The organism is Olsenella sp. SW781 (assembly GCF_012027725.1).
Lineage (GTDB): Bacteria > Actinomycetota > Coriobacteriia > Coriobacteriales > Atopobiaceae > Thermophilibacter.
Genome location: NZ_SJOU01000003.1, coordinates 128232 through 154247 on the forward strand (window position 1 = coordinate 128232; position 26016 = coordinate 154247).

A 26016-nucleotide genomic window follows, 5' to 3' on the forward strand; every position below is an offset into this window, starting at 1 on the left:
CGGCCGGGGGCTTCCCCGGCGACGGCGCGCTAGCGGCACGCCTCGAGCGCGTCCTCGAGCGAGAAGGACCCCTCGTAGAGGGCCCGCCCGGTGATGGCGCCCTCGATGACGTCCGGGCCGAGGGCCGAAAGGGCGCGCAGGTCGTCGAGCGAGGCGATGCCGCCCGAGGCCACCACGGGAAATCCCGCGACCTCGGCCACGTGGCGGTATGCCCGCGCGTCCACGCCGCAGCGCATGCCGTCGCGCGCGACGTCGGTGAACACCAGGTGGCGGTAGCCGAGTCCCGCGAGGCGCGCCACGAGCTCGTCGGCGGGGAGCGCGGCCCCCTCGCGCCAGCCGTTCACGCGCACCTCGCCGGCGCGGGCGGCCACGTCGGCGACGACGAGCTCGCCGAACTGCCGCGCCGCCTCCGCGGCGAAGGCCGGGTCGCGCACGAGGGCGGTGCCGATGGCGATCCTTCGCACGCCCAGGCCCGCGAGCCGCTCCACGGCCGCGAGGTCGCGCACGCCGCCGCCCGCGTCGACGGAGATGCCCGGCACCGCGCAGATCGCCCGGATCGCCGCGTCGTTGGCGGCGCGGGCCGCCTCGTCCTCCTCGAGCGTCGCCGAGAGGTCAACCACGTGGACCCACGCGGCGCCGGCGTCGCGGAAGGACTCCGCCACCGCGGCGGGGTCGTCCGAGTAGACGTCCATGTGGGCGCGCTCGCCGCGCGCGAGGCGCACCACGCGGCCGCCCACGAGGTCGATGGCGGGAAAGAGGATCATCTGCCACCTCGCACCACGTCGACGAAGTTGGACAGGATCGTCGCGCCCACGGCGGAGGACTTCTCGGGGTGGAACTGCACGCCGTAGACGTTGTCGCGCCACACGGCCGAGGCGAAGCTCCGCACGTAGTGGGTGCGCGCGGTCACCACGCCCGCGTCGACGTCGTCGGCGAGCGCGAAGGAGTGCGTGAAGTAGACGTTGGCCCCGTCGGGCACGCCGCGGAAGAGCCGGCACGCGCCGCCGAGCGGGGTGAGGTTGACCTGGTCCCAGCCCACGTGCGGCACCTTGAGGCGGGTCGACTCGAGGCGCGTGGCGGAGCCGGCGAGCACGCCGAGCCCGTCCGCCCACGAGCCGTCCGCCGTCTCGTCGCCGCGCTCGAAGAGGAGCTGCAGGCCGAGGCAGATGCCCAGGAACGGCACCCCGCGGCCGAGGGCGTCGAGGACCGCGTCGGCCTCGCCGCTCTCGCGCAGGAACGCCATCGCGTCGCCGAAGCTCCCCACGCCCGGGAGCACCACGCCCGAGGCGTCGCGGATGAGCGCGGGGTCGTCGGTGACGAGCACCTCTCCCCCCGCGTCGACGAGGCCCCGCTCCACCGAGCTGAGGTTGCCCTTGTGGTAGTCCACCACCGCGATCGGGCGCGCCATCACAGGCTCCCCTTGGTGGAGGGCACTCCCTCGACGCGCGGGTCGGCCTCGACGGCCTCCCGCAGGGCGCGCGCCGCCGCCTTGAACGTCGCCTCGAGGATGTGGTGCGCGTTCTCGCCGCAGGCGAGCCGCAGGTGCAGCGTCACGCCCGCCTCGCGGGCGAGGCCGCAGAAGAACTCGCGTCCGAGCTCGGTGTCGAAGGTGCCCACCTTGGCGGGCCCGATCGGCACGTCCCAGAAGAGCTCGCCGCGGCCGGACACGTCCACGGCAGCCATGACGAGCGCCTCGTCGAGCGGCACCATCACGGAGCCGAAGCGGCGGATGCCGCGCTTGTCGCCGAGCGCCTCGCGCAGCGCCTGGCCGAGCACGATGCCCGTGTCCTCGACGGTGTGGTGGTCGTCCACCTCGGTGTCGCCCTTGACGCGGACCGTGAGGTCCACGAGCGAGTGGCGCGAGAAGGCGGCGAGCATGTGGTCGAAGAAGCCCACGCCGGTCTCGATGTCGTAGGCGCCCGTCCCGTCGAGGTCGACGGACAGGCCGATGTCCGTCTCTGCGGTGGCGCGGACGGCCTTGGCGGTCCTGGTCATGCTTCCTCCCTCACGAGCGTCGCGAGCGCGTCGAGAAGGACGTCGTTCTCCTCGCGCGTGCCCACGGAGATTCTGAGACACCCCTCGAGCCCCGGCGCGGCGCTGAAGTCGCGCACGAGGACCGAGAACTCGTCGCGCAGGCGCCGGCGCACCTCGGCGGCGCGCGGCACGCGGACGAGCACGAAGTTGGCGGCAGACGGCCACACGCGCACGCCGGGCAGTTCCGAGAGCCCCGCCGAGAGGCGGGCGCGCTCCGCCACGATGTCGCCCACCACGGGGGCGAGCGCCTCGCGGCCGACGAGCGCGGCGAGGGCCGCCGCCTGCGCGAGCACGTCAACCGAGTATATCTGACGCACGGCGGCGAGCGCGCCGATGACGGCTGGGTCGGCCACGACGTACCCCACGCGCAGGCCCGCGAGGCCGAAGGCCTTGGAGAGCGTGCGCAGGACGATGAGGCGCGGGCACGCGGCGACCCGGCCGACGAGGCTCGAGCCCTCGGGAGCGAACTCGACGTAGGCCTCGTCCACAAGCACGAGGGCGTCCGTCTCGTCGAGCAGGCGCCGCACGAGCGCGTGGTCCACGAGGTCGCCCGTGGGGTTGTTGGGCGAGGTCAGGATCACGAGCGCGGCGTCGCGCGCGGCGGCGAGGAGGGCCTCGGCGTCTATCGAGAAGTCCTCCGGGTCGCGCGGCACGCGCACGACGGGGGTCTCGCACATCGCGGCGAAGTTGGCGTACTCGGCGAAGTCCGGCGGGCACGTGACCACGGCGCGCCCCGGCCCCCCGAAGGCGAAGAGCAGGTTGAAGAGCAGCTCGTCCCCGCCGTTGCCCACGCAGACGGCCTCGCGGGCCACGCCGTGGCGAGCCGCGACAGCGTCCCTCAGGGCGTTTGCCATCGGGTCGGGGTAGCGGTTGAGCGGCGTGGCGAGAAGCGCCTCGCCGATCGCCGCGCGGACCTCGGCCGGCAGCTCGTGGGTGTTCTCGTTGGCCGAGAGGTTGACGCGGCAGGGAGAGAAGGCCGGGTCATAGGGCTCGAAGTCGCGCAGGGCGGGCCGCAGGCGGGCCGTCACGCCAAGGTTCTTCTCGCCCATGTCATGCCCCCGGCCCGTCAGCCGTGGACGGTCCCCCGTCCGCGGGGAGCGGGACGGCGGGGGGCGCGGGAAGGTCCTCGGGCCAGGCGACGCGATGGACGTCGGACGCGTCGAGGACGCCGCCCTCGGCGAGGCGCCGGCGCAGGCCCACGGAGAGCGCGTGGGCCCAGAGGCCCTCGGCCTGGGCGATCGTCTGGGTGGCCGGGGCGTCGGCGAGAAGCCCCTCGGGCGTGTAGCAGATCACGCTCGAGCGCTTCTGGAAGTCGTAGACGCCGAGCGGGTTGGAGAAGCGGGCCGTGCCGCCCGTCGGCAGGGTGTGGTTGGGGCCGGCCACGTAGTCCCCCAGGGGCTCCGAGCTCCAGGGGCCCACGAAGATGGCACCGGCGTTGCGCACGCGGCCGAGGAGGGCCATGGCGTCCTCGCAGTGGAGCTCCAGGTGCTCGGGCGCGATCGCGTTGACGGCGTCGACGGCGGCGGCGAGCGTCTCGCAGACCACGATGACGCCGCGCTCGTCCAGGCTCGTGCGGGTTATCCCCTCGCGCGGGCTCTGCGCGACGAGCGTCTCCACCGCCTCGAGCACGCGCTCGGGCAGGGCCTCGTCGCAGGTCACGAGGTAGCAGCTCGCCATCGGGTCGTGCTCGGCCTGGGCCATGAGGTCGGCGGCCACGACCACGGGGTCCGCCGTGGAGTCGGCCAGCACGCACACCTCGGAGGGGCCCGCCACCATGTCGATGCCCACGTCGCCGGAGACGTAGCGCTTGGCGGCCGCCACGTAGGCGTTTCCGGGGCCGACGATCTTCTCGACCGCGGGGATGGTCTCGGTGCCGTACGCGACGGCGGCGATGGCCTGCGCGCCTCCCACGGCGTAGACCTCGTCCACGCCGGAGAGCGCCGCCGCGGCGAGCGTGTAGGCGGAGAGCGTCCCGTCAGCCTGCGGCGGGGTGACCATGACCACGCGCCCCACGCCGGCCACCTTGGCCGGGATGGTGTCCATGAGGACGGTGGAGGGGTACTGCGCGCGCCCGCCGGGCACGTAGACCGCGGCGGAGGCGACGGGCGTCACCTTCACGCCGAGCATCGTGCCGTCAGCGCGCGTGGTGAACCAGGACTGCTCGCGCTCGCGCTCGTGGAAGTCCCAGATCTGGTCCCGGGCGCGCGAGAGCGCGGCGAGGAACTCCTCGGGCACGAGACCCGTCGCGCCGCGCACCAGCTCGTCGGGCACGCGGAAGTCCCCGGGGCAGGCCCCGTCGAAGCGCAGGCACAGCTCGCGCACGGCCGCGTCGCCGCGGGCGCGCACGTCCTCCACGATCCCCTCCGCCGACGCGACGACGTCGGCGGGCAGGGCCCCGGTGCGGTTGAGGTCGGCCTGCGTGAGGCGCCGGCCCCCCTCGAGCGTCACCCTTCTCATGACGCGCTCCCCCTCTCTGCGACCTCGGCCAGACGGCGCGCGAGGTCGCGAATCCTCTTGTCGCAGCGGTAGGCGGCGGGCCCGGCGAAGAAGCGCGCCGTGCACTCCATGACGTCGTCCACGACCACGAGGTCGTTCTCGGCGAGCGTGGTGCCCGTGGCCGTGATGTCCACGATCCGGTCCGCCATGCCCACGATGGGCCCGAGCTCGATGTTGCCGTGGAGCGTCACGATGTCCACCTGCTGGCCGATGGAGTCGTAATAGTCCTGCGTGATGCGCGGGTACTTGGTGGCCACGCGCACGGTGCCGCGCCAGGCGTAGTTGCGCTCGGCCTCGCCCGCGCGGGAGGCCGGCTCGGCCACCACGAAGCGGCAGCCGCCGTAGCCGAGGTCGACGAGCTGCAGCAGGTCGAGGTCGGCCTCGATGAGCGAGTCCTTGCCGCAGATGCCGCAGTCGGCGCCGCCGTGCCCCACGAAGGCCGGGGCGTCCTGGGCGCGCACGATGACGTACTCGACGTCGCCCTCGCGGACGACGAGCTTGCGCCCGGGGTCGGCGAGCTCGGCGGTGGGAAGGCCCGCCGCCGCGAGCGCGGCCACGGTCTCCTTGAAGAGCGACCCCTTGGGGACGGCGATGCGGATGGGGCGGGCGGCCACGCGCACGCCCGGCGTCACGACGCCCGACTCGCCCGGCTCCCCGAGCACCTCCTGGAGCCGCTCGAGCGAGAGCGCGAAGCCGCAGGCGGCGAGGCCCGGGCGGCCCAGGTTGGCGAGGACCGCGTCGTAGCGGCCGCCCGAGGCGAGGCTCGCGGCGATGCCCTCGGCGTAGCCCTTGAAGATGATGCCGGTGTAGTAGTCGAAGGAGTTGATGATCGAGAAGTCAAAGGAGAGCCGGCCCTGCTCGAAGAGGTCGGCGAGCTCTCCGGCGAGCGCGCTGAGCTCGGCGGTGCCCCGCGACGCGGGATCGACGCCCGCCGCGGCGAGAAGGGCGTCGAGGCGGCCTATGACCTCCGCGCCGCCCCCCATGCGGCAGACCTCGCGCAGGGCCCGCGCGGCGGCGGGCGCGAGGCCCTCGGTCGAGGAGATGAGCTCGTCGAGGGTCACGAGGTCGGAGTCGTGCACGAGCGCGAGGACCTCCTCGCGGAAGCCCGGCGTGGGCGCGCAGGCGTCAAGCAGGGACGTGAGCGGCGTGACCGAGCCGAAGACGATGCGCCAGTCGGGCACCTCGAGGGCGCCGAGCGCCTCGGCGAGCAGGCGCACGACCTCGACCTCGGAGGCGGCGCCGTCCTCCCCCACGAGCTCGACGCCGAGCTGGGTGAACTGGCGGGGCTGGCCGCGCAGGCTCGGCTCCTCGCGGACCACGGGGGCCGCGTAGCGGAAGCGGGCGGGCAGCTCCCCGGCCGAGACGCGCCCGGCGACGAGGCGCGCGACGGGAAGCGTCAGGTCGGGGCGCAGCATGAGGAGGCTGCCGTCGGAGTCGAAGAGCTGGAACGCGGAGTCCTTGACCCGGGCCCCCCGCTCGATCGCGCGGCGGTCCTCGAGCAGCGGCGTCTCGACCGGGAGGTAGCCGTGCGCGGAGAAGCACTCCCGCACCACGCCGGTTATGCGCTCGCGCGCGAGCGCCTCCCTCGGGAGGATGTCTCTGAACCCACGGGGCGTACCTGCTGTCACGTCATATCCTTTCGGGCGCGCGGGGCGCCGGTCGCTTGGGGGCTGGGCCGGCAACGCCGGCCGTCCGCGGGGAGAGTGTCGCACAGGGGCCGCGCGCCGAGGCCGGCTTCGGGCAAGCCGTTACAGTCTGCTTTCAAAAGCCCTCTGCTACGGCGTGCCAAGGGCGGCCATCGCCGGGGCGAGAAGAGCGCGCCGATCGAAAGCGTGGCGAATCCGACGCCGCCCTCGGGGCGCCTCCCCTCGCCGGGCCGCCCGCGGCGGGAAGCCGGCCGCCCGCCGAGAGGCGGGCCGCCGCGACGGGCGGTGCGGCGGCCTCGAGCTGCGACGTCAGCGGCCAGGCAGAGAGCGGGAAGACACGGGCGGCGCCGCGCCTGCTATGCTCGCCCGACCCACCGGAACGAGGAAGGGAGCACGCGATGGGACTGTACTGGAGAAGGGCGCGCGTGGGCGTGAGGTTCGAGGACCGGCAGAGGGAGGACGAGCGCGACTACCCGGCGGACGCGATCGTGATAGCGGCCGGCCCGGAGCGGGCGGCGGACCCCGCCTTCGCCCGCGACGTGAGGAGGATCGTCATGATGCGAACCCTCGAGCACGAGATGGAGGACGGCCCCGAGGCCGGCGACGGGGACGACGGGGCCATGCGCGCGGCGGAGCGCGCGTTCCTCGAGCGCTTCCTCGACGAGGGTGATGGCGAGGACGGCCAGGGCATCCCGGAGCGCGAGCCGGCCTGGGACGAGCTCGCCGACGCGCTCGCGGGCTCCGTCGGGGGGCTCGGGTGGTACGCCCGCGAGGTCGGGTGCCCCGGCGGACCGGCCGTCCAGCTCATCGTCAACCGGTGCGACGAGGTGATCGTGGGAGGCTAGGCGTCGGCGGCCCGGGCACGCCCGGGCCGCGGCCCCGCCGCGCTAGCCGCGCACGATGTCGGCAAAGGACGCCTCGCAGAAGCCCGCGAGGTCGTCGGGGGCAAGGACGAGGCTCAGGCCGCGCCTGCCGCCCGAGACGTGGATCTCGTCGAAGAGTTGGGCCGTCTCGTCGATGAGGGTGGGAAAGCGCCTTTTCATGCCCACCGGCGAGCACCCGCCACGGACGTAGCCCGTCGTGGGCTCGAGGTCGCGGACGTGCATGAGAGCGAGGCTCTTCTCGCCCGCCGCCGCGGCGGCCTTCTTGAGGTCGAGCTCGTCGGCCACGGGAACGCAGCAGACCACGTGGTCGCCCGACGGCGTCACGCAGACGAGCGTCTTGAAGCTCGCAGCGGGGTCCTCGCCGAGCATCTGAGCGATGTGCAGGCCGAGCTCGCTCGACGTGTCCGTCTCGTCGACCTCGTAGGTCTCGTACGAGAAGGGCACGCCGGCGGCCTCGAGCTCGCGCATCGCGTTGGTCTTCTGGAGCTTCTCCCTGCGCGCCACGGCCGGCCTACGCCCTCGCCTGGCGGGCGCGGTCGCGCGCCAGGATCTGGCGCAGGAACTGGCCCGTGTAGCTCTCGGGCACCTCGGCCACCTGCTCGGGCGTCCCATAGGCCACCACGGTGCCGCCCCCGTCGCCGCCCTCCGGGCCCATGTCGAGCACGCGGTCGGCCATCTTGATGACGTCGAGGTTGTGCTCGATCACGAGCACCGTGTTGCCGGCATCCACGAGCTTCTCGAGCACGTCGACGAGCTGGCGCACGTCCTCGAAGTGCAGGCCCGTGGTGGGCTCGTCGAGGATGTAGAAGGTCTTGCCGGTCTGCTGGCGGTGGAGCTCCTTGGCGAGCTTCACGCGCTGGGCCTCGCCGCCGGAGAGCGTGGTGGCGGGCTGGCCGAGGTGGATGTAGCCCAGGCCCACGTCATAGAGGGTCTGGAGCTTGTTCTTGATGCGCGGGATGTTGGCGAAGAAGGCGAGCGCCTCGTGGACGGTCATGTCCAGCACGTCCGAGATGGACTTGCCGTGGTAGAGCACCTCGAGCGTCTCGCGGTTGTAGCGCTTGCCGTGGCAGACCTCGCAGGGCACGTAGACGTCCGGCAGGAAGTTCATCTCGATCTTGATCTGGCCGTCGCCCTTGCAAGCCTCGCAGCGGCCGCCGGGGACGTTGAACGAGAAGCGCCCGGGGCTGTAGCCGCGCGCGCGGCTCTCGGGAAGCGACGCGAAGAGCGCCCGCAGGTCGTCCCACAGGCCGATGTAGGTCGCCGGGTTGGAGCGCGGCGTGCGGCCGATCGGGGACTGGTCGATGTCGATGACCTTGTCGATCTTGTCCACGCCCTCGAGCTTCCTGTACGGCCCCACGACGCGCTTGGAGCGGTGCACGGCGTTGGTGAGCGCCGGGGCGAGCGTGTCCGTGACGAGCGAGCTCTTGCCGGAGCCCGAGACGCCCGTGACCACCGTGAGCGTGCCCAGCTCCACCTTGGCGGTGACGTTGCGAAGGTTGTTCGCGGAGGCCCCCGTCACCTTGATGGCGCCGCGGCGCGGGTTGCGGCGCCTCTCGGGCAGGCGGATCTGCCGCTCCCCCGTGAGGTAGGCGCCCGTGATGGAGTCCCTGCAGGCCGCGATCTGGTCGGGCGTGCCGGCGGCGACCACGCGCCCGCCGAGCTCACCCGCGCCGGGCCCCATGTCGATGACGTAGTCGGCGGCCCGGATGGTGTCCTCGTCGTGCTCGACCACGATGACGGTGTTGCCCTGGTCGCGCAGGCGCTTGAGCGTCTCGATGAGGCGGTTGTTGTCGCGCTGGTGCAGGCCGATGGAGGGCTCGTCCAGAATGTAGAGCACGCCCATGAGGCCGGCGCCGATCTGCGTGGCAAGCCGGATGCGCTGGGCCTCGCCGCCCGAGAGCGTGGCCGCCGCCCGGCTGAGCGTGAGGTAGTCGAGCCCCACGTTCACGAGGAAGCGCAGGCGCGCGAGGATCTCCTTCACCACGGGCCCCGCGATGAAGAGCTGGCGCTCCGTGAGCTCGAGGGCCTCGAAGAACGCTAGGCACTCGCGGCAGGAGAGCTCGCAGACCTCCCAGATGTTCTTCTCGCCCACCGTGACGGCGAGGATCTCCGGCTTGAGGCGTGCGCCGTGGCACGTGGAGCACGGCACCTCGCGAATGTACTTCTCGAGGTGCGTGCGCATGGTCTCCGACGTGGTCTCCTGGTACTTGTCGAAGAGGATCTTTCGCACACCGGCGAAGGTGGTGAACCAGTGGGTGTTGCGCCCGTCCCGCGTGAGGTAGTCCACGCGGACCTTGGTGGTGCCCAGGCCGTCGAGAAGGGCGGACTGCACCTTCTTGGGGAGGTCGGCCCACGGCGTCTCCTCGGACACGCCGAGGTGGCGGCAGACGGCGGCGAGCACCTGCGGGTAGTAGTTGGAGTGGCCGAAGAGGCCGCCGAAGACGCCGCCCGCCACGGAGAGCGAGGGGTCCTCGATCAGGGCCTCGGCGTCCACGACCTTGCGGAAGCCCAGGCCGTCGCAGTCCGGGCACGCGCCGTAGGGCGCGTTGAACGAGAAGTCGCGCGGCTGGAGGTCGTCCATCGAGTGGCCGTGCTCGGGGCAGGCCAGGGCGAGCGAGTAGCTCAGCAGCTCGCCGGGCAGGCGCTCCGGGTCGTCGCGGTCGGGCATGAGGTAGAAGCTCACGCGGCCCTGCGCGAGGCGCGTGGCCTGCTCGACGGCCTCGGCGATGCGCCCGAGGCTGTTCTCGCGGACCACGATGCGGTCGACCACCACCTCGATGCTGTGGCGGTTCTTCTTCTCCAGGCGAATCTCCTCGTCGCCGAGCTCGCGCACCTCGCCGTCGATGCGCACGCGCGAGAAGCCCTCCCGGCGCAGGTCCTCGAAGAGCTTGGTGTACTCGCCCTTGCGGTCGAAGACCACGGGGGCGAGCACGAGCGCGCGACGCCCCTGGGCGCGCTCGAGGACCTTGTCCGCCACCTGGTCGGTGGTCTGGCGCTCGATCACGCGGCCGCACTCGGGGCAGTGCGGCGTGCCCACGCGCGCGAAGAGCAGGCGCAGGTAGTCGTAGATCTCCGTCACGGTGCCCACCGTGGAGCGGGGGTTTCTCGACGTGGTCTTCTGGTCGATGGAGACGGCCGGCGAGAGGCCGTCGATGCTGTCGAGGTCCGGCTTGTCCATCTGCCCGAGGAACTGGCGCGCGTAGCTAGAGAGCGACTCCACGTAGCGGCGCTGCCCCTCGGCGTAGATGGTGTCAAACGCGAGGCTCGACTTGCCCGAGCCGGAAAGGCCGGTGATGACGACGAGCTTGTCGCGTGGGATGTCGACGTCGGCGTCGGCGAGGTTGTGCTCGCGCGCGCCGCGGATGACGATGGAGTCCTGGGCCATGCGCCCCTCCTGCACTCAAGAGAATTTGACGCATCACAGTCTAGACGAGCGACGTCCCCTTGGCCCGCAGGCGGTCCTCGCCTTCACGGATTGTGCAACACGTGTTCGTGCAAGGCGTGCAAAGGGGACAGTCACTTTTGCACGCTATGTCCCCAGCGTGCAAAAGTGACTGTCCCCTTTGCACGCCTGTCCCCTTTGCACGCCCCCTGCACGCTGGAGAACGCCTAGCAGGCCACGTACCGGCTCACGCCGTCGCCGCCCCTCTCGCGGCGCGCGGCGCCGGTGGCCACGAGGTGGTCGAGGTGCGCGATGCTCTCGGACACGAGGAACCACCGCGTCAGGGCCGGCGTCTCCGACCAGCGGTCGAAGGGGGCGCGCCAGCCCATGGCGCCCACCAGCTCGAACCCCGTCCGGCCCGGCGTCTCCCGGATGGCCGCGAGCGCGCGGGCGCTGCGGCGCTCGTGGTGCGCGGCGTTGGCGCGGCACCGCTCGTCGAGCGGGCCCTCCTGGAGGCCATGCCCCATGAAGGCGTGCTCGACCCCGAGCGCGGCCAGCCGGTCGAGCGTGGCGAGCTGCGCCCCTATGGGGTCCTCCCCCTCGTCCCAGAAGCCGATGCACGTCGAGCAGAGGAAGAGCACGGCGTCGCCGAGAAACGCCACGCGACGCGCGGGCTCCCAGAGCACGCACTGCCCGACGGTGTGGCCGGACGCCGGGACGACCTCGAACGACCAGCGGCCGCAGCGGACCGCGTCGCCCGCGGCCACGACGGAAAACCCTATCCCCTCGCTCTCGAAGTTGAGGACGTGGTCCCAGATCGCGTCCGCGAGCTCGGCCGCCTCGACGTCGCTGACGCCCTCGGCGCGCATGCGCGCGACCATCCCGTCGCGCCAGGCGGGCACGGCGAAGCGCCGCATGTCCGCAAGCACGCCCTCGGGCACGAGCACGCGCGCGCCCGCCTCGGAGAGCTCTCGGGCGAGGCCGGTGTGGTCGATGTGCGCGTGCGTGCAGAAGAGCGTCGTGCGCGCGGGGTCCACCCCGAGCCCCACGAGCGCCCGCATGAGCCGGGTGTCGTTGAACTCGTCCGGCGTGCCGGCGTCCACCACGAGCGCGTCGCCTCCGTCGAGCACCACGAAGGCGTTGACCGAGGGCAGGAAGGTGTCGTGCATGAGCAGCTCCACGCGCCAGACCTCCGGCTCGTCGAGCACCCGGTGGCAGGTGAAGCCGTCGCCGTCGAGCGTGAAGCAGTTCGGCCCGCAGCCGCATCCCCAGTCGTCGCCGCGCGGGACGGACGTCGGCGCGCCGCCCGGCGCGGCGGACCGCCCGCTAGTCAACGAGCACCTTCACGCAGATCTTCCTGAGCGGCGCCGGATCGGCGCCCTCCGGGCAGCAGCCGGGCTTGTGGGCGTCGCACGGGGGCGTCACCACGAGGTCGCCCGCGCGCAGGACGGCGCTCGCCTCGCGGTCGCCGGGGGTGAAGAGGCCGAAGTCGTCCGCCTCGGAGAACTCCCCCACCGGCTCGCACTCGCCCACCGGGGCGACGCAGATGAGCTCGGTCCCGCTGACCACGTAGTGGATGTCGGCGTAGCGGCGGTGCGCCTCGTAGTTCTTCTCGCCCGCCGGGACGGTCACGAGCTCCTGGACGTTGGCGAAGACCTCGTCGCCGTCAATCTCGTGACGGCCGGGCTCGAGCGCGGCGAGGTCCTCCCGGGCGAGGAACGCGAGCGCCTTGGCGAAGCGCTCCGCGGAGAGGTCGTTGTCCCGCGCGTGTTCGATTGACGAGAAGATCATGGTGTGTCCCTCCTTGCGCCGGCCCCGACGAGCGGGGCGCCTGTTCTTCTCAGTATGAGGCATTCGCGGCTGCTGCTTGGGTAGAATCGAGACGTCGCAAACACGCGCCGCCGAGCGGCGCCGAGGAGAGGAATCCCATGGAACAGAGCGATCAGGAGCGGCTCCGCCAGGAGGTCGACGAGGTGCTGCACGGCCAGAAGCAGCCCCAGGGCCCGGAGTTCTTCAAGCAGAACGACTACTCGAACGTGCGCCACGTGATCGGCGTGGTCTCGGGCAAGGGCGGCGTGGGCAAGTCGCTCGTCTGCGGCACGCTCGCCGTCGAGCTCGCGCGGCGCGGCGCCAGGGTCGGCATCCTGGACGCGGACGTCACCGGCCCCTCCATCCCCAAGATGCTCGGGCTCTCCGGCGCGCGGGCGCGCGGCGTGGACGAGCTCATCGTCCCGGTCCTCACCAAGGGCGGCATCAAGGTCATGAGCGCCAACCTCGTGCTCGAGCACGAAACCGACCCGGTCATCTGGCGCGGCCCCGTGGTGGCCGGCGCCATCAAGCAGTTCTGGGAGGACTGCGCCTGGGGCGAGCTCGACTACCTGCTCGTGGACATGCCCCCGGGGACGGGCGACGTGCCCCTCACCGTCTTCCAGTCGCTGCCGGTGGACGGCATCGTGATCGTGAGCTCGCCGCAGGACCTCGTCCAGATGGTCGTTGGCAAGGCCGTCAACATGGCGAACATGATGCAGGTCCCCGTACTCGGCCTCGTGGAGAACATGGCCTACGTCGAGTGCCCGGGATGCGGCGAGAAGATCTACCCCTTCGGGCCCTCGCGCCTCAAGGAGACCGCCGAGGCCTTCGAGATCGAGGCCCTGGGCCAGCTGCCCATCGACCCGAAAATCGCCGCGGCGTGCGACGCCGGCACCTTCGAGGACGAGCTCCCCGCGGGCACGCTCTCCGAGGCCGTGGACACCGTGGTCAGCGTGGCCGAGTTCGTGGACGCCCTGCGCGACCGTCCCCAGGGCGCGTAGCTTGGCGCGCCAGGCGAGAAGGGTCCCGCGGTCCCGGGCGCGCGAGGAGGCGCTCGCAGCCGCGGCGGCCGTGCGCGTCGCGGACGCCTACGACGTGGTCGTGGTCGGCGGCGGGGCCTCCGGGCTCGCGGCCGCCATCGCGGCGGCGGAGGCGGGCGCGTCCGTCGTGGTGCTCGAGCGCGACGTCGCCTGCGGGCGCACGATCCTCGCCACCGGGAACGGGCGCTGCAACTTCATGAACGCGCGGCTCTGCGGTCCCGCCCCGGCGTGGGGGCGCTACAACGACCCCGCCTTCGTCGAGGCGGTCTCGGGGCCGGGCTTCGGCGACGACGTCCTCGCGTTCTTCGAGGGCTGCGGCCTCGCCTGGGCCGAGGAGGAGGGCGGGAGGCTCTACCCGCTCTCCCGGCAGGCGGCCTCCGTGCGCGAGGTCCTCCTTGCCCGGGCGCGGCGTGCCGGTGTGGTCCTTGCGCCCGCCCGCGAGGTCACGGGCGTGTCGATGGACGGGACGCGCTGTCGCATAACCTGCCAAAACGACCCCAAAATGGGCGGAAAATGTCAGGTTATGTCCTCGTGCGCGGTGCTCTCCGTCGGCGGCGGCCCCACGCTCGCGCGCTCTCTCGGCCCCCTTGGCCTTGGGCTCGCTCCCTTCGAGCCCGTGCTCTGCTCGCTCGCATGCGAGCCCGCAGGGGCGGGCGTCTCGCTCGCGGAGCTCGACGGCAGGCGCGCGCACGTGACCGCACGGCTGTTGCGTGACGGCGCGGAGGTGGCGCGCGAGGAGGGCGAGGCGCTCTTCCGTCCGTACGGCCTCTCGGGGATCGTGACCTTCGACCTCTCGCGCGCGGCGCGGGCGGGCGACGTCATCTCGCTCGACCTCACCTGCGGCATGGACCCGGGCAGCACGCGGCGACTCGCGCACGCGGCCGGAGGCTGCACGGGGCTCGTCGACCCCGTCATCGCCCGCGCGCTGGGAGACGACGTCGAGCGGGTGCGCGACCTCCGCTTTGCCGTGCGCGGCCCGGCCGAGCCCGAGCGCGCGCAGGTGACGCGCGGCGGGCTCGCCACCCGCCAGTTTGACCCCGCCACGCTCGAGGCACGCGCGCTGCCCGGCCTCTTCGCGTGTGGCGAGGCGCTCGACGTGGACGGCGCCTGCGGCGGCTACAACCTCGCCTGGGCGTGGAAGAGCGGGCTCGTGGCCGGTCGTGCCGCGGCGAAGTCCGCTGGGCGCCGCGCCTGACGCCCCCAGGACCCACGCCCCTCGTGACGATTGTCGGTGCTTTTCACGGACCCCCTCGGGTAGTGGCGTCCTTTCCGTGACAAATCCGCAGGTAGCTAAATGTCTCCGAATAGGTAGTACTTGAGGCCCCGTCGAAAAAACACCTACAATCGGCTGAATGCCCGCGGTCGGCGGGCACCGCGCTCGAAGGGACGCCCATGCTTGAGGTCTCCGGAATCCGCATACCGCTCTCGACGTTCGACGGCACTGACGGCCGCGAGCTCGCCGCATGCCGCCGCGCGCTCGCGCGCAGGCTCCGCGTGAGCGAGGAAGACCTCGGCCCCGTCGAGCGGCGCCGGCGCTCCATCGACGCCCGAAAGCGGGGGGACGTCCAGCTCACGTTCACGCTGCGCGCCGAGCTCGCGGGCGGCGCGGGCGCGGAGCGCGCCCTGCTCGCCCGCCTCTCAAAGAAGCGCGCCGACAAGGGCGTGCGCCTCGTGGACGAGGAGCCCTACGGCTTTCCCGCCCCCGTCACGCGCCCGACGGCGCGGCCGGTGGTCGTGGGGGCAGGATGTGCGGGGCTCTTCTGCGCGCTCTCGCTCGCCCGCGCGGGACTCGAGCCGCTGCTCGTCGAGCGCGGCGACGACGCCGCCCGCCGCACCGAGGCCGTGCGCCGCCATGACGAGACCGGCGAGCTCGACCCCGAGAGCAACATCCAGTTCGGCGTTGGCGGCGCGGGAACCTTCTCCGACGGCAAGCTCAACACCGGCACCAGAAGCGCGGCGCACCGCCTCATCCTCGAGACCTTCGTCTCGGCCGGCGCCCGGCCGGAAATCCTCTGGGACGCCAAGCCCCATGTGGGAAGCGACGTCCTTCCCTCCGTGGTGAGCGAGATCGTGAGGCAGATCGAGGAGGCGGGCGGCGAGGTCCGCTGTCGCTGCCGCATGACGGACCTCGAGGTCGCAGGCGGCGAGGTCCGCTCCGTGACGCTCGTGCCCACGGGCGCGGACGGCACCGGGCGCGAGGAGCGAGTGGCCGCGAGCTGCGTCGTCCTCGCCTGCGGGCACTCCGCGCGCGACGTCTTCGAGCTCCTGCGCGAGCGCGGCGTGCCCATGGAGCGCAAGACCTTCGCCATGGGCGTGCGCATCGAGCACCTCCAGGCGGACATCGACCGCGCGCTCTACGGAGCCGCCGCGGGGCATCCCGCCCTCGGCGCCGCCCCCTACAAGCTCTCCTGTCACCTCCCCTCCGGGCGGAGCGCCTTCTCCTTCTGCATGTGCCCCGGCGGCTACGTGGTCTCCGCAGCGAGCGAGCCCGGTGGCGTCTGCACCAACGGCATGAGCCTCTCGGACCGCGCCGGCGCCAACGCCAACTCGGGGCTTCTCGCCAACGTCTTCCCGGAGGACCTCCCCGGAGACGACGTGCTCGCCGGCGTGGCGCTCCAGCGCGCCTGCGAGCGCGCGGCCTTCGCGGCGGGCGGCGGCGGATTCACGGCGCCCGCCCAGCTCGTGGGAGACTTCCTCGCCGGCACGCCGTCCTCGGCGGGCGGGCGCGTCGCGCCCACGTACCCGCGCGGCGTGGCCTGGGGCGAGGTGGGGACGTGCCTGCCGGGCTACGTCGCGGAGACGCTGCGCGCGGCGATTCCCGTGCTGGGGCGCAGGCTCCGCGGCTTCGATGCGGCCGACGCCGTGCTCACGGGGGTGGAGACGCGCTCGAGCTCGCCCGTGCGCGTCACGCGCGGGGACGACGGGCAGAGCGTGGGCGTGCGCGGCCTCTGGCCCGTCGGCGAGGGCGCGGGCTACGCGGGCGGCATCATGAGCGCCGCCACCGACGGCATCCTCGCCGCCGAGAAGACCGTGGCGACACTCTCTGCGCGGTAGGCCCGCGCCGCCCCGAGGTCCTTCTCGCTGCTCACTGCTGCGCAGAAGTCGCGCGAGAAGGACCTCGGGGCGGCGCGGGCCGCGGCACGGAGGCTGTCGCCACGGTCTTCTCGAGACGGCGTATCCTTCGGTGGTGGCGGCTGCCGCCGGGATTAGGAGGCGTGGGGTGAACTCGATTGAAATTCGTCCTATGACGGAGGGGGACCTCGAGGAGAAGGCGCGGCTGCACGTTGCGTGCTGGAACGAGGCGTATGCGGGGATGCTGCCCGCCGCGTGGCTGCGGGAGAACATCACCTACGAGGGAATCCTCGCGCGTCAGCGACGCATCGGTTGGGAGCGTGTCCTGCTTGCCTGCGACGGCGGCAGGCCCGTGGGGTTTGCGAGCTGGGAGCCCGAGGCGCGCGCCTGGGCGGGTCGGCCTGGCGCCTCCGAGGTCTCATCGATCTACCTGCTGAGATCCCACCAGGGACGAGGCGTTGGGCGCGCGCTCATGGAGGCCGCACTCGATCGCTGTCCGCATGCTGAGGTCGCGCTGATCGTCCTCGAGGACAACGCGCGGGCCATCGGGTTCTACGAGCATATGGGCTTCTCGCTCACGGGCCGCACGTTCGCCGACGGGGCGCTCAGAGAGGCCGAGATGCTCCTCGCGAGGTAGCGCTCGGGGCTACCGCCCGCGCACGATCTCCAGGAGACGGGCGAGCTCCTTCTCCTGGTTCATGCCCGTGAGGAAGGCGACGCCGCTCACGGTGGGGACGTCGTACTCGCGCTCCGGCTTGACCACGGGCACGAACGCGTCGGCCCCGGCGAGGGCCGCCTCCGCATGGACGATGTCCACGGCCACGACCTCGGCGTCCACGCCCTCGTCCGCGAGAAGGCGCCTGATCTTGGCCGCGACCATCTCGGAGGTCGCAACGCCCGAGCCACACGCCACCACGATCTTCGCCGTCATGTCAGACCTCCGCTTCCTCGGGCTCCTCTCCCCCGTCCATTCTACCCGCGAGCAGGGAGTCGAGGTCGGGGAACTGCGGCATCGAGAAGTCGGGCATCTGGGGAAGCTGCGGGAGCTCGAAGTCGGGGATGGCGGCGCGGAACAGCAGCGCGAGCGCCCGCATGATGAGGTCGCGCCGATCGGGCTCGAGGCCGCTGAGCTCGCGAAGCATCGCCGGGACCGAGGTCTGCCAGTTGCCGCTCAGGGCCGCGAACGTGTCCTCCCCGCCCGCGGAGAGCACCGAGAAGAGCGTGTCGACGAAGCCCTCCCGCTCCTCGTGCGTCATGCTCGATATCCACTCGTTGAGCGTTCCGTCAACGAAGCCCGCGCCACGCCCGAGCCCCTCGAGGCGCACGAAGTCCGAGCCCTCGACGACCCACGAGAACGGGTCGTGCTGCGAGACCCCCGCGACCGAGGAGTCGACGACGGCATAGTCCTCCTGCTGCTCGAAGAGCATGCCGATGAGCGAGGAGCGCGGCACCGTCTTCGACACGAGGCCCGCGCGGGTGCGCCAGCCATCGGAGGCGAGCGTCTCCGCGGTAAACCCCGGCCCGTCATGGGAGTAGACGCGCACGAGCCGCGAGGCGACCGCGTCCGAGCAGGTACAGGACGCGTAGACCGCGAGGTTGCCTCCCTTGGAGTGCCCACCCACGTAGAGAGGGCCCTCCACCAGGCCCGCGACGCGCTCGAGATAGGCCGTCGCGGCGAGCTGCGAGGGCACGCCGGTCTCGAAGGCCATGTTGAAGTCCTCTCGCCAGCCCACCAGCGTGTTGTCGGTTCCCCGGAAGGAGACGTAGGCGCCGCCCGAGGGGAGGAGCAGCGTGCAGGCGGAGAACTGCTTCTCCGCAGCCTCGTCGAAGTCCTCGACGTAGTGGCAGACGCGGACCCCGCGCAGGCGAGGGCTCGCCGCCATGCAGACGAGCAGGCGCGAGAGACCCTCCGGGTCCCAGAGGCCCGCCGTCATCCCGGAGACCCAGTCGGCGCGGAGCAGGTCGGTCACCGGCATGCCCTCGGCGCCCCGGGCCGACGCGGCCTCGGGCGGGAGGCGGTAGTACGAGGCGCATGCGAGCGCCAGGCTGTCCACGTCGCCGAGCGGGCGCTCGTCAAGCGTCTCGAACTCGCGCGCGAGGTACCCGAAGACGTTCTTTTCGTCCGGCGAGAAAACCGATGCCATCGAATCACTCCCTCATGTGCGGAGCCGTGCAAAGGGGCAGCCGTGCAAAGGGGACAGTCACTTTTGCACGATGCCGTGCAAAAGTGACTGTCCCCTTTGCACGGTCCCCTTGCACGGTCCCCTCCGCATTGTCACTTCTTGTGCGGGCGGTAGCGGCGGCGCGTGGCGTGGGCCGAGCCCTTGCGCGCACCGGACTTGAGCCGGGCGATGACGGCGTCGGCGGAGCTTCCCTCCACGCGCGTGCGGATGGCGACGATCTGGTCGCGGATGCGGGCGGCCGTCTCGAAGTCCATGGCCTCGGAGGCCACGGCCATCTCCTCCTCGAGCGCGTCGAGGACGTCGGTGACCTCGTGCTCCGAGAGCAGCGCGAGCTCCGCGGCTATGGAGTCGGCCGTCGACCCGTCGTCGGCCGACTCGGCGGCAGGGGCGTCCGAGAGCGTCTCGAAGGCGCCGTGGCTGCCGGTGCCGTGACGGTCACGCGTCTTGCCCTCGAGCGTGGCCTCCGCCTCCGAGATGAACGACGAGACGTCGGTGATGGACTTCTTGACCGTGCGCGGCACGATGCCGTGCTCCTCGTTGAAGGCCTCCTGGATCTGGCGGCGGCGCCGGGTCTCTCCGATGGCCTCCCGCATGGAGTCCGTGATGGTGTCGGCGTACATGATGACCTCGCCCTGGGCGTTTCTCGCCGCGCGGCCCATCGTCTGGATGAGGGAGCGCCGGTTGCGGAGGAACCCCTCCTTGTCCGCGTCCAGGATCGCCACGAGCGATACCTCGGGGATGTCGAGGCCCTCGCGCAGGAGGTTGATGCCCACGAGCACGTCGATCTTGCCCACGCGCAGGTCGCGGATGATCTCCACGCGGTCGAGCGTGGCGGTGTCCGAGTGCATGTAGTTCACGCGGACCCCCTCGTCGAGGAGGTGATCGGTGAGGTCCTCGGCCATGCGCTTGGTGAGCGTGGTCACGAGCACGCGCTCCTTCTTTGCCACGCGCGCCTTGATCTCCGCGATGAGATCGTCGATCTGCCCGCGCACGGGGCGCACGTCGATCTTGGGGTCGAGAAGGCCCGTGGGGCGGATGATCTGCTCGACCTCCTGCTGGGTCACGGACTCCTCGTAGTCCCCGGGCGTGGCGGAGACGTAGATGAACTGCGGCACGCGCTCCTCGAACTCGTCGAAGCGAAGCGGGCGGTTGTCGAGCGCCGACGGCAGGCGGAAGCCGTGGTCGACGAGCGTGACCTTGCGCGAGCGGTCGCCCTCGTGCATGCCGCGGATCTGGGGCACCGTGACGTGGGACTCGTCGATGATGCAGAGCATGTCCTTGGGGAAGTAGTCGATGAGCGTAAAGGGCGGCTCACCGGGCTTGCGCCCGTCCAGGTGCCGAGAGTAGTTCTCGATGCCGTTGCAGTAGCCCATGGTCTCGAGCATCTCGAGGTCATAGCCCGTGCGCTGGGCGAGGCGCTGGGCCTCGAGCAGCATGTCGTTGGCCTTGAGCTCGGCCACGCGCGCCTCGAGCTCCTCGCTTATGGTCTCGAGGGCGTGCGTGATCTTGGGGCGCTCGGTCACGTAGTGGGAGGCCGGCCAGATGGGGATGGCGTCGTACTCGCGGACGATCTCCCCCGACAGGTTGTCCACCTCGGCGATGAGCTCCACCTCGTCGCCGAAGAACGAGATGCGCAGCGGGTTCTCCGCATAGGGCGGGAACACGTCCACGGTGTCCCCGCGCACGCGGAAGGTGCCGCGCGAGAGGTCGTAGTCGTTGCGGTCATACTGGATGTCGATGAGGGCCCGGATGAGGTCGTCGCGCTCCAGGGGCTCGTCCTTGCTCACGTTGGGGGCGAGCCCCGCGTAGTCCTGCGGGCTGCCGATGCCGTAGATGCAGCTCACGGACGCGACCACGATGACGTCGCGCCGGGAGAGCAGGCTCGAGGTCGCCTGGTGGCGGAGCTTCTCGACCTCCTCGTTGATCGAGGCGTCCTTCTCGATGTAGGTGTCCGTCTGCGGGACGTACGCCTCGGGCTGGTAGTAGTCGTAGTACGAGACGAAGTACACGACGGCGTTGTTGGGGAAGAGCTCCTTCATCTCGCTCGCCACCTGGGCGGCGAGGGTCTTGTTGGGCTCCATGATGAGGGTGGGGCGGTTGAGCCGCTCGATGGTCTTGGCCATGGTGAAGGTCTTGCCCGAGCCCGTGACGCCCATGAGCGTCTGGTAGCGCAGGCCCCGCTCCACGCCGTCGGCGAGCTTCTCTATCGCCTGCGGCTGGTCGCCCGCCGGCTCGAACTCGGAGACCACGGTGAGCGCCTCGCCGCCGGACTCCCTGCCAAACCTCACGAGCTCCCCGCCGAAGCGCTCGGGACCGTCCTGTGCCATGCCTCCCCCTTCCCAGCTGACCTTCAGACAGTGTACCCCAGAACTCCTTCTCCAAACACTTGTTCTCATTTTCTTTTTGGGGTAGAGTTCTCGAATCCCACGGCGGGGCTCCGCGCGGGAACGGGATACGATGGAACGGAAGAGCCGCGAGAGGAGGGCGCATGCCACAGAACGGGCAGAGGGACGATACGAGGGGACGAGGCGCGCGGCGGACTCTCGCCATAACGCTCGTCGCCGTCGCCGTGGTGGCGCTCTGCCTGCTCGCGGCCGAAGGAGGCCCCAACGGCACGCGCATGGCGGCTCGCCTGGGCGGCGGGGCGTTCGGAATCGCGGTCCTCGCCGCCTACCTGGCCGTGGAGCGCCGGAGGCGCCGCACCGAGAAGGACCTCGGGGTCAGGCCGCCCGCGCCCGTGGCCGCGCCTGACGACGAAGGCAACGAGAGGGACGCGTCCCCCCTGCCCCGGAGCGAGACGAGGGCGGAGCTCGACGGCCTGCTCCTCCACGCGGACGACGCGCTGGCGGCGCTGCGCGACCTCGTGGCGCACGGCCGCGGCCGCGCGGGCTCCGAGGTCTTGCCCGAGCTGCTCGAGCGCGCGGGCCTCATGTCATGGGAGGGCGCGCCCGCCGTCGGCGCCACCAAGCTGAGGCGCGACGGCCGCTGGTGGCTCACGCCGCGCGAGGGGGAGCTCTCGGAGGAGGGTCGCGACCGCCTGCTCTCGGTCGAGGCCTCCCTCAACGTGAACGAGGACCTCGAGCGCGGCGGCTGGCCCGAGGGCATGACGCCCGAGTGGCGCGTCGCGAGGGTCCTCGCGCGCGTGGCGGACCTCCGGCCCGTTCAGCACGACGAGGCGCCCGCCATGGCGTTTCTCTCCGAGGGGGCCGTCGCAGGGGGCGAGTGGGCGAGCCGGCTCGCCCTCGCGGACCGCATCGAGAACCTGCCCGCCCCGTTCCGCATCGAGGCCTCCTTCCAGTGCAACGTAGCACGTCGGCTCGTGGTGGCGGACGTGGCCGTGCCGAGGCCCGCGTGCTTCGCACCCTTCTCGGACGACGGCGTCCGTCGGGCGGCGCTGGCGCGCGCCTACGCCCTCAGGCTCGCCGTCCTCGTGGGGCGCATGGCGCTCGCCTCCCTGCCCGCGGGCTCCCGCGCGGTCGTCAACTGCCACGAGTTCGGACACGAGGAGACGCTGCTCTCGCTCGACCTGACGCACGACGCGCTCGACCTTCTCGCCGCGCTGGCGCGCGAGGGGCGCTCCGCCGAGGGGGACCTTGCGGACGTCCCGGGCCTCAGCGCCGCGAGCTCGGGCTCCGGATGGCTCTCCCCCGTGACGCCGCACCTGACCCTCGGGGACGAGGAGGTGTTCCCCAAGGGGCGCTACCGGGAGGTCGAGCTCGACGACTCCCCCGCCCCCGCCCCCGTCGCGCGCGCCTGCGGAGCTCGGCGGGTGAGCGACCTCGGCATCATGGAGAAGGCCGGCCGCGCGAGCGCCTGGAACCGCGTGGTGCACGAGCTCGGCGACACCACGGCGACGGCGGTCTCGCGCCTCGTCGCCCTGCGGGACGAGACCGACGACGTCACCGTGGCCGAGGCGTGCGAGCGCGCGACGAAGGCGCTCGTCGAGGGCGCGATGGACGTCTCCGACCGCCGCGGCCTCGCCCTTGCCTTCGTGGACGGCGGCCCGCTCGCGGACGCGACCCGAGGGGCGCGCCGGGCGATCGGCGCCGACTCCCCGACCCGCGAGGAGCTCTCCGCCGTCCTCGAGCGGCTCGAGGGCGCCCTCTCCCCCATCACCGAGATGGGGATCTACCTGGACGACAACGACTCGGTCTACCGCTACTTCAACTCCGTCGCCGAGCGCGTCCACTACAACCGCACCGCCGACGACGGGGGTCGCAGGGTCCGACTCGTCCCGGACGAGTACTACGCCGCCCACTCGGACGCGGCGCGCATCCTCGGCATGCTCGGTCGTCACGACGAGGCGCTCGCGCACGCGGATGAGCTCATGCGCATCGCCCCCGCGACGCCCGACGCCGCGCTCTGCAAGGTGCGCTGCCTCGAGGAGCAGACGCGCATCTTCGAGGCCGCCGACCTGCTGAGCGATGCCATCGCCTACTCGGCCACGGCGCGGGACATGTCCATCTGCTTCTATCGGCTCGCCTTCATGGAGTGGAAGCTGGGCAGGGGCGACCTCTCGGTGGCGTGCTACCAGCGCGCGATCGACCTCCACGGGGAGATCGCCGGCCAGGCGCGCCAGGAGCTGCGCGACCTCATCGAGGCGGAGGGCCCCAGGCTCGCCCTCCTCGACGACGAGCGGGTCGTCCCCGCGCTCGAGGAGGGAGGCCTTCCTGCCGGGCCGGTCGGGGCCCTGCGCGTGGAGCTGCGCGACGCCGTGGCCGCCTGCGCTGACGCGGGGATCTTCTCGGTGGCGCGGCCGCTCACGGGGGCGCTTCTCGAGCTCTGCCGAGACGACGCCCTCGTCGGCGTGCACCGCTCGCTCATGCGGCCCTAGGGGTCGAGAGGGACGTGAGGGCGGCGGGGCGAGGCTACCCCGCGATGCCGTCCGGATAGCTCTCCCGATACCCCTCGTACGCGCTCATGACGCGCTCGACGTAGGCGCGCGTCTCCGCGTACTCGATGTCCTCCGGGATGCTCCCGCCGTCCGCGAGCCACCCCTGGACGGCGCCGAGGCCGGCGTTGTACGCCGCGACGATCTCCTCCGTGGTGGAGAGGCTCTCGTGCAGGTACGCGAGGTACGCGCAGCCGTACTCGATGTTCACGAGCGGGTCGGAGAGGTCCGTCGGGCTGTACGCGTCCGCGTCGACGAGCCCCATCTCGGCGAGGTGGGCGGCCGTGTCGGGCATGACCTGCATGAGCCCCACGGCCCCCGCGTGGGACACCACGTCCTCGTCCCAGTTTGACTCGCACTTGATGACCGCGCAGACGAGCGCCGGGTCGAGGCCGTAGTCCTCGGCGGCGACCTTCACCGCCTCGGGATAGTGGGTCCCCAGGAAGAGGCGGCGCAGCGGCGAGGTGGGGACGGCCGCCATCACGAGCAGCGTCGCCATCGCCACGAGGACGACGCCGAACACGACCGTGCGGCGGGAGACGCCCGCGCGCGCCCGGCGAGCTCGGGAGGGCGGCTTCGCAGCCTGCCTCCGCGTGGGTCGCGGCGTTGGGGCCGCGTGACTCCGGGACGTGCTGCTCGATGCCCTTCTCGGCGTCGGTCTAGGCCCGCGCCTCATGCCCGGCTCCCTTGGCGACGGGCGCCCAGCCGGCCTCCTCGCGGGTCTTCCACCAGTCGCGGACCTCCTGGGCCATCACGTCCGCCGTGCGGATGTTGTTGAAGACGTGCGAGCTGTGGGCGCGCAGGTACGCCTCGCTCGGCTGCTGGTCGCGCCTGCGCTCGAAGTCCCCGCGGTCCATGCCGCGCTGGATGGCGCGGACGCGGCGGGCGTTCAGCGGGCAGACCACGCACACGATCTCGTCCGCCAGGTCGAAGGAGCCGCGCATGCGGTCGAGCAGCGGGACCTCCACCACCACGACGCGCTCGGCGGGCGCGGGCTCGCCGTTCTTCTCGGCCTCGGCGCGCGCGGCGTCCTCCTCCGCACGCAGCTCGGCGATGCGGGCGCGCAGCAGCTCGTCGATGAGCGGCAGCTCGATCTCCTCGAGCGTGACCGAGCGCTCCATGCTCGAGAAGGCGCGCGCCGCGAGCAGGCGGCGGTTCACGGTGCCGTCCGGGCGCACGACGTCGTCCCCGAACTCGCGGCGGATGTCCGGCAGGATGCGCGACCCGGGGGCGAGCGCCTGCCTCGAGAGGTCGTCGAGGTCGATGAGCGTGGCCCCGCACTCGCGCATGGTGCGGGCTATGGTCGACTTGCCCGAGGCGATGCCCCCGGCCAGATAGATGACGTGCATGCGTCCCCCTCCGTCGGCGATTGATCGAGGGATATCTTCGCATGCGCGCGCTTGCGCATGGCCCGCCAACGAGAAAAACCCGCCCATCTCCAGAGGGTGCCGGAACCTGTCCCCCTGTCAGGTCCCGGCGCGGCCGTCACGCCTCGGTCGAAGGGCCCGCCGGGCCGCGATACTCGGCGCTCCCGAGGCCGATGACGAGGTACGCGATCGAGGGAATGAGCACGAGGGCGACGGTGAGCCCCATGCCCCGCCCGAAGGCTCCCGAGACCCGGTAGGCGAGCACGCAGCCCGCCGCGAACGCCGCCACGCCGACCAGCGCCTCAAGCCAGACGAACGAGTCTGGCAGCCAGTTCTGCGCGATGACGTTCAGGATCTCGAGGGCGACCACGCAGACGCCGAGCGCACGGTCTCCCGACGCCCCCATGCAGATCTGCCAGTCCGCATAGAACGGGATGAGCGCCGCCCAACCCGGCCGCCCCATCTTGCCGAGCGTCATCCACTTGCCCATGACGACGCAGATGACGAGCAGGACGAGCACGATCGGGGCAAAGAACGTCCAGCCGAGCAGCAAGGCGATGAGCGCGGTGTCCATGGCCCCTCCTCACGTACGCGCAATCACAGGTATGGGCGCATCGGTTATGCCGGGCCCCTCCTGGCAAGCGTCGCCGCCAGCGCGATGACGACCCCACACACGATTCCCAGAACGCCAGAGAGCACGAGCGTGCCCACGCACCCCAGCGCGAGGCCGGCCGCCATGAGCGCCGCGCCGAGGGCAACGAGCGCCAGGCCGCAATTGCGATGCCGCCTGGCCATTCCCAGCGCCGCGTCCTTCTCGTCTCGCTCCCAGAGCAGGCGCGAGCGCACCATGACCTGACACACCTCCAGGGCGCAGCACAGCGTCACGACCACGAAGAGGCGGAGGGTACGAAGGGCCTCGCCTGAGACGAGTTCGCCTCCCCACATGATTCCCGAGGGTTCGGGCGCGAGGGCGCCCAGGACGGACACGGCCACCTCGCACGCGAGATACACCACCGTCAGGACCAGAAGGACGATGCTGGCGACCGCCCAACGCTGCATCGTGGAGAAGCGCACCTCGTAGTGCTTCCCCGACGCCTCCTCCATGGCAGACGAGAACAGCATGGCATCCCCCCTCGCCGAGCACCGCCCATACAATTACTACCTTTTATGCCCAATCTGACCGGCAAGGCCGGGAGGGCGGCGCGCGCGGAA

At 71.9% G+C, this 26016-nt stretch carries 23 protein-coding genes; 6 read left to right on the forward strand and 17 right to left on the reverse strand.

From position 1 onward, the window contains the following. Positions 1 to 29: 29 nt before the first annotated feature. Genes E0L17_RS02680 through hisG form a run of 6 tightly spaced genes read right to left on the reverse strand, consistent with a single transcriptional unit; the run spans position 30 to position 6158 of the window. Positions 30 to 764: a 1-(5-phosphoribosyl)-5-[(5-phosphoribosylamino)methylideneamino]imidazole-4-carboxamide isomerase gene (locus E0L17_RS02680; protein ID WP_167929732.1), complete on the reverse strand. Its 735-nt coding sequence runs from the start codon at positions 762 to 764 to the stop codon at positions 30 to 32. Continuing rightward, the gene (hisH, locus tag E0L17_RS02685; protein ID WP_167929733.1) at positions 761 to 1408 is read right to left on the reverse strand and encodes an imidazole glycerol phosphate synthase subunit HisH; all 648 of its coding nucleotides are present in this window, start codon (positions 1406 to 1408) and stop codon (positions 761 to 763) included. Before hisH ends, E0L17_RS02680 begins: the two co-directional genes overlap by 4 nt. Further along, positions 1408 to 1995, reverse strand: a complete 588-nt coding sequence (hisB, locus tag E0L17_RS02690) for an imidazoleglycerol-phosphate dehydratase HisB (protein WP_167929734.1) — start codon at positions 1993 to 1995, stop codon at positions 1408 to 1410. Before hisB ends, hisH begins: the two co-directional genes overlap by 1 nt. Continuing rightward, on the reverse strand, positions 1992 to 3083 hold the full coding sequence (gene hisC / locus E0L17_RS02695; protein WP_167929735.1) for a histidinol-phosphate transaminase: 1092 nt from the start codon (positions 3081 to 3083) through the stop codon (positions 1992 to 1994). The genes hisB and hisC overlap by 4 nt, the downstream gene beginning before the upstream one ends. A gap of 1 nt (position 3084) precedes the next feature. Further along, positions 3085 to 4491: a histidinol dehydrogenase gene (gene hisD / locus E0L17_RS02700; RefSeq protein WP_167929736.1), complete on the reverse strand. Its 1407-nt coding sequence runs from the start codon at positions 4489 to 4491 to the stop codon at positions 3085 to 3087. Further along, positions 4488 to 6158 carry an ATP phosphoribosyltransferase gene (gene hisG / locus E0L17_RS02705; RefSeq protein WP_167929737.1) on the reverse strand — a complete coding sequence of 557 codons (1671 nt, stop codon included), beginning with the start codon at positions 6156 to 6158 and terminating at the stop codon, positions 4488 to 4490. The genes hisD and hisG overlap by 4 nt, the downstream gene beginning before the upstream one ends. 416 nt (positions 6159 to 6574) lie before the next feature. Here hisG and E0L17_RS02710 point away from each other — a divergent pair, with 416 nt between their 5' ends. Continuing rightward, a complete protein-coding gene (locus E0L17_RS02710; protein ID WP_167929738.1) occupies positions 6575 to 7021 on the forward strand; it encodes a hypothetical protein in 447 nt (148 codons plus the stop codon). A gap of 42 nt (positions 7022 to 7063) precedes the next feature. Here E0L17_RS02710 and ybaK read toward each other — a convergent pair whose 3' ends face one another. The 4 genes from ybaK to E0L17_RS02730 form a co-directional block, all read right to left on the reverse strand. Further along, a complete protein-coding gene (ybaK, locus tag E0L17_RS02715; protein ID WP_167929739.1) occupies positions 7064 to 7564 on the reverse strand; it encodes a Cys-tRNA(Pro) deacylase in 501 nt (166 codons plus the stop codon). Between the two features lie 7 nt (positions 7565 to 7571). Next, the gene (uvrA, locus tag E0L17_RS02720) at positions 7572 to 10445 is read right to left on the reverse strand and encodes an excinuclease ABC subunit UvrA (protein WP_167929740.1); all 2874 of its coding nucleotides are present in this window, start codon (positions 10443 to 10445) and stop codon (positions 7572 to 7574) included. 224 nt (positions 10446 to 10669) lie between these two features. Beyond that, positions 10670 to 11776: an MBL fold metallo-hydrolase gene (locus tag E0L17_RS02725; protein WP_167929741.1), complete on the reverse strand. Its 1107-nt coding sequence runs from the start codon at positions 11774 to 11776 to the stop codon at positions 10670 to 10672. Then, the gene (locus tag E0L17_RS02730; protein WP_167929742.1) at positions 11769 to 12233 is read right to left on the reverse strand and encodes a NanQ anomerase/TabA/YiaL family protein; all 465 of its coding nucleotides are present in this window, start codon (positions 12231 to 12233) and stop codon (positions 11769 to 11771) included. The genes E0L17_RS02725 and E0L17_RS02730 overlap by 8 nt, the downstream gene beginning before the upstream one ends. Before the next feature lie 137 nt (positions 12234 to 12370). Between E0L17_RS02730 and E0L17_RS02735 the strand changes: the two genes are divergently transcribed. The 4 genes from E0L17_RS02735 to E0L17_RS02750 all read left to right on the forward strand — a co-directional run bounded on the left by E0L17_RS02735 (position 12371) and on the right by E0L17_RS02750 (position 17000). Continuing rightward, positions 12371 to 13252 carry an Mrp/NBP35 family ATP-binding protein gene (locus E0L17_RS02735; protein ID WP_167929743.1) on the forward strand — a complete coding sequence of 294 codons (882 nt, stop codon included), beginning with the start codon at positions 12371 to 12373 and terminating at the stop codon, positions 13250 to 13252. Position 13253: 1 nt separating this feature from the next. Next, complete coding sequence (locus E0L17_RS02740) at positions 13254 to 14486, forward strand: FAD-dependent oxidoreductase (RefSeq protein ID WP_206108972.1); 1233 nt, start codon at positions 13254 to 13256, stop codon at positions 14484 to 14486. Positions 14487 to 14683: 197 nt separating this feature from the next. After that, positions 14684 to 16345 carry an NAD(P)/FAD-dependent oxidoreductase gene (locus E0L17_RS02745; protein WP_167929744.1) on the forward strand — a complete coding sequence of 554 codons (1662 nt, stop codon included), beginning with the start codon at positions 14684 to 14686 and terminating at the stop codon, positions 16343 to 16345. Positions 16346 to 16535: 190 nt separating this feature from the next. Next, complete coding sequence (locus E0L17_RS02750; protein WP_167929745.1) at positions 16536 to 17000, forward strand: GNAT family N-acetyltransferase; 465 nt, start codon at positions 16536 to 16538, stop codon at positions 16998 to 17000. 9 nt (positions 17001 to 17009) lie between these two features. Here E0L17_RS02750 and E0L17_RS02755 read toward each other — a convergent pair whose 3' ends face one another. The 3 genes from E0L17_RS02755 to uvrB form a co-directional block, all read right to left on the reverse strand. After that, entirely contained in the window at positions 17010 to 17294 is a 285-nt protein-coding gene (locus E0L17_RS02755) for a PTS sugar transporter subunit IIB (RefSeq protein ID WP_167929746.1), read from the reverse strand. A gap of 1 nt (position 17295) precedes the next feature. After that, complete coding sequence (locus tag E0L17_RS02760; RefSeq protein WP_167929747.1) at positions 17296 to 18507, reverse strand: Mbeg1-like protein; 1212 nt, start codon at positions 18505 to 18507, stop codon at positions 17296 to 17298. 131 nt (positions 18508 to 18638) lie between these two features. Next, positions 18639 to 20873, reverse strand: a complete 2235-nt coding sequence (gene uvrB, locus E0L17_RS02765; RefSeq protein WP_167929748.1) for an excinuclease ABC subunit UvrB — start codon at positions 20871 to 20873, stop codon at positions 18639 to 18641. Between the two features lie 161 nt (positions 20874 to 21034). Between uvrB and E0L17_RS02770 the strand changes: the two genes are divergently transcribed. Then, complete coding sequence (locus E0L17_RS02770; RefSeq protein WP_167929749.1) at positions 21035 to 23380, forward strand: tetratricopeptide repeat protein; 2346 nt, start codon at positions 21035 to 21037, stop codon at positions 23378 to 23380. A 34-nt stretch (positions 23381 to 23414) separates the two neighbouring features. Here the strand turns inward: E0L17_RS02770 and E0L17_RS02775 are convergent, their stop codons facing one another. The 4 genes from E0L17_RS02775 to E0L17_RS02790 form a co-directional block, all read right to left on the reverse strand. Beyond that, the gene (locus E0L17_RS02775) at positions 23415 to 23960 is read right to left on the reverse strand and encodes a lytic transglycosylase domain-containing protein (protein WP_353652938.1); all 546 of its coding nucleotides are present in this window, start codon (positions 23958 to 23960) and stop codon (positions 23415 to 23417) included. Positions 23961 to 24096: 136 nt separating this feature from the next. Beyond that, positions 24097 to 24786 (reverse strand): dephospho-CoA kinase, encoded by a 690-nt coding sequence (coaE, locus tag E0L17_RS02780; protein WP_167929750.1) that lies wholly within the window; start codon positions 24784 to 24786, stop codon positions 24097 to 24099. Between the two features lie 136 nt (positions 24787 to 24922). Beyond that, complete coding sequence (locus tag E0L17_RS02785) at positions 24923 to 25378, reverse strand: DUF5684 domain-containing protein (protein ID WP_167929751.1); 456 nt, start codon at positions 25376 to 25378, stop codon at positions 24923 to 24925. Positions 25379 to 25422: 44 nt separating this feature from the next. Next, positions 25423 to 25926, reverse strand: a complete 504-nt coding sequence (locus E0L17_RS02790) for a hypothetical protein (RefSeq protein WP_167929752.1) — start codon at positions 25924 to 25926, stop codon at positions 25423 to 25425. Between the last annotated feature and the right edge of the window lie 90 nt (positions 25927 to 26016).

Bases quoted from the DNA above. Each gene is read 5' to 3' on its own strand.
- E0L17_RS02680 (WP_167929732.1), bottom strand. From the start codon at position 764: ATGATCCTCTTTCCCGCCATCGACCTCGTGGGCGGCCGCGTGGTGCGC.
- hisH (WP_167929733.1), bottom strand. From the start codon at position 1,408: ATGGCGCGCCCGATCGCGGTGGTGGACTACCACAAGGGCAACCTCAGC.
- hisB (WP_167929734.1), bottom strand. From the start codon at position 1,995: ATGACCAGGACCGCCAAGGCCGTCCGCGCCACCGCAGAGACGGACATC.
- hisC (WP_167929735.1), bottom strand. From the start codon at position 3,083: ATGGGCGAGAAGAACCTTGGCGTGACGGCCCGCCTGCGGCCCGCCCTG.
- hisD (WP_167929736.1), bottom strand. From the start codon at position 4,491: ATGAGAAGGGTGACGCTCGAGGGGGGCCGGCGCCTCACGCAGGCCGAC.
- E0L17_RS02710 (WP_167929738.1), top strand. From the start codon at position 6,575: ATGGGACTGTACTGGAGAAGGGCGCGCGTGGGCGTGAGGTTCGAGGAC.
- uvrA (WP_167929740.1), bottom strand. From the start codon at position 10,445: ATGGCCCAGGACTCCATCGTCATCCGCGGCGCGCGCGAGCACAACCTC.
- E0L17_RS02730 (WP_167929742.1), bottom strand. From the start codon at position 12,233: ATGATCTTCTCGTCAATCGAACACGCGCGGGACAACGACCTCTCCGCG.
- E0L17_RS02735 (WP_167929743.1), top strand. From the start codon at position 12,371: ATGGAACAGAGCGATCAGGAGCGGCTCCGCCAGGAGGTCGACGAGGTG.
- E0L17_RS02745 (WP_167929744.1), top strand. From the start codon at position 14,684: ATGCTTGAGGTCTCCGGAATCCGCATACCGCTCTCGACGTTCGACGGC.
- E0L17_RS02750 (WP_167929745.1), top strand. From the start codon at position 16,536: ATGACGGAGGGGGACCTCGAGGAGAAGGCGCGGCTGCACGTTGCGTGC.
- E0L17_RS02755 (WP_167929746.1), bottom strand. From the start codon at position 17,294: ATGACGGCGAAGATCGTGGTGGCGTGTGGCTCGGGCGTTGCGACCTCC.
- E0L17_RS02760 (WP_167929747.1), bottom strand. From the start codon at position 18,507: ATGGCATCGGTTTTCTCGCCGGACGAAAAGAACGTCTTCGGGTACCTC.
- uvrB (WP_167929748.1), bottom strand. From the start codon at position 20,873: ATGGCACAGGACGGTCCCGAGCGCTTCGGCGGGGAGCTCGTGAGGTTT.
- E0L17_RS02770 (WP_167929749.1), top strand. From the start codon at position 21,035: ATGCCACAGAACGGGCAGAGGGACGATACGAGGGGACGAGGCGCGCGG.
- coaE (WP_167929750.1), bottom strand. From the start codon at position 24,786: ATGCACGTCATCTATCTGGCCGGGGGCATCGCCTCGGGCAAGTCGACC.
- E0L17_RS02785 (WP_167929751.1), bottom strand. From the start codon at position 25,378: ATGGACACCGCGCTCATCGCCTTGCTGCTCGGCTGGACGTTCTTTGCC.
- E0L17_RS02790 (WP_167929752.1), bottom strand. From the start codon at position 25,926: ATGCTGTTCTCGTCTGCCATGGAGGAGGCGTCGGGGAAGCACTACGAG.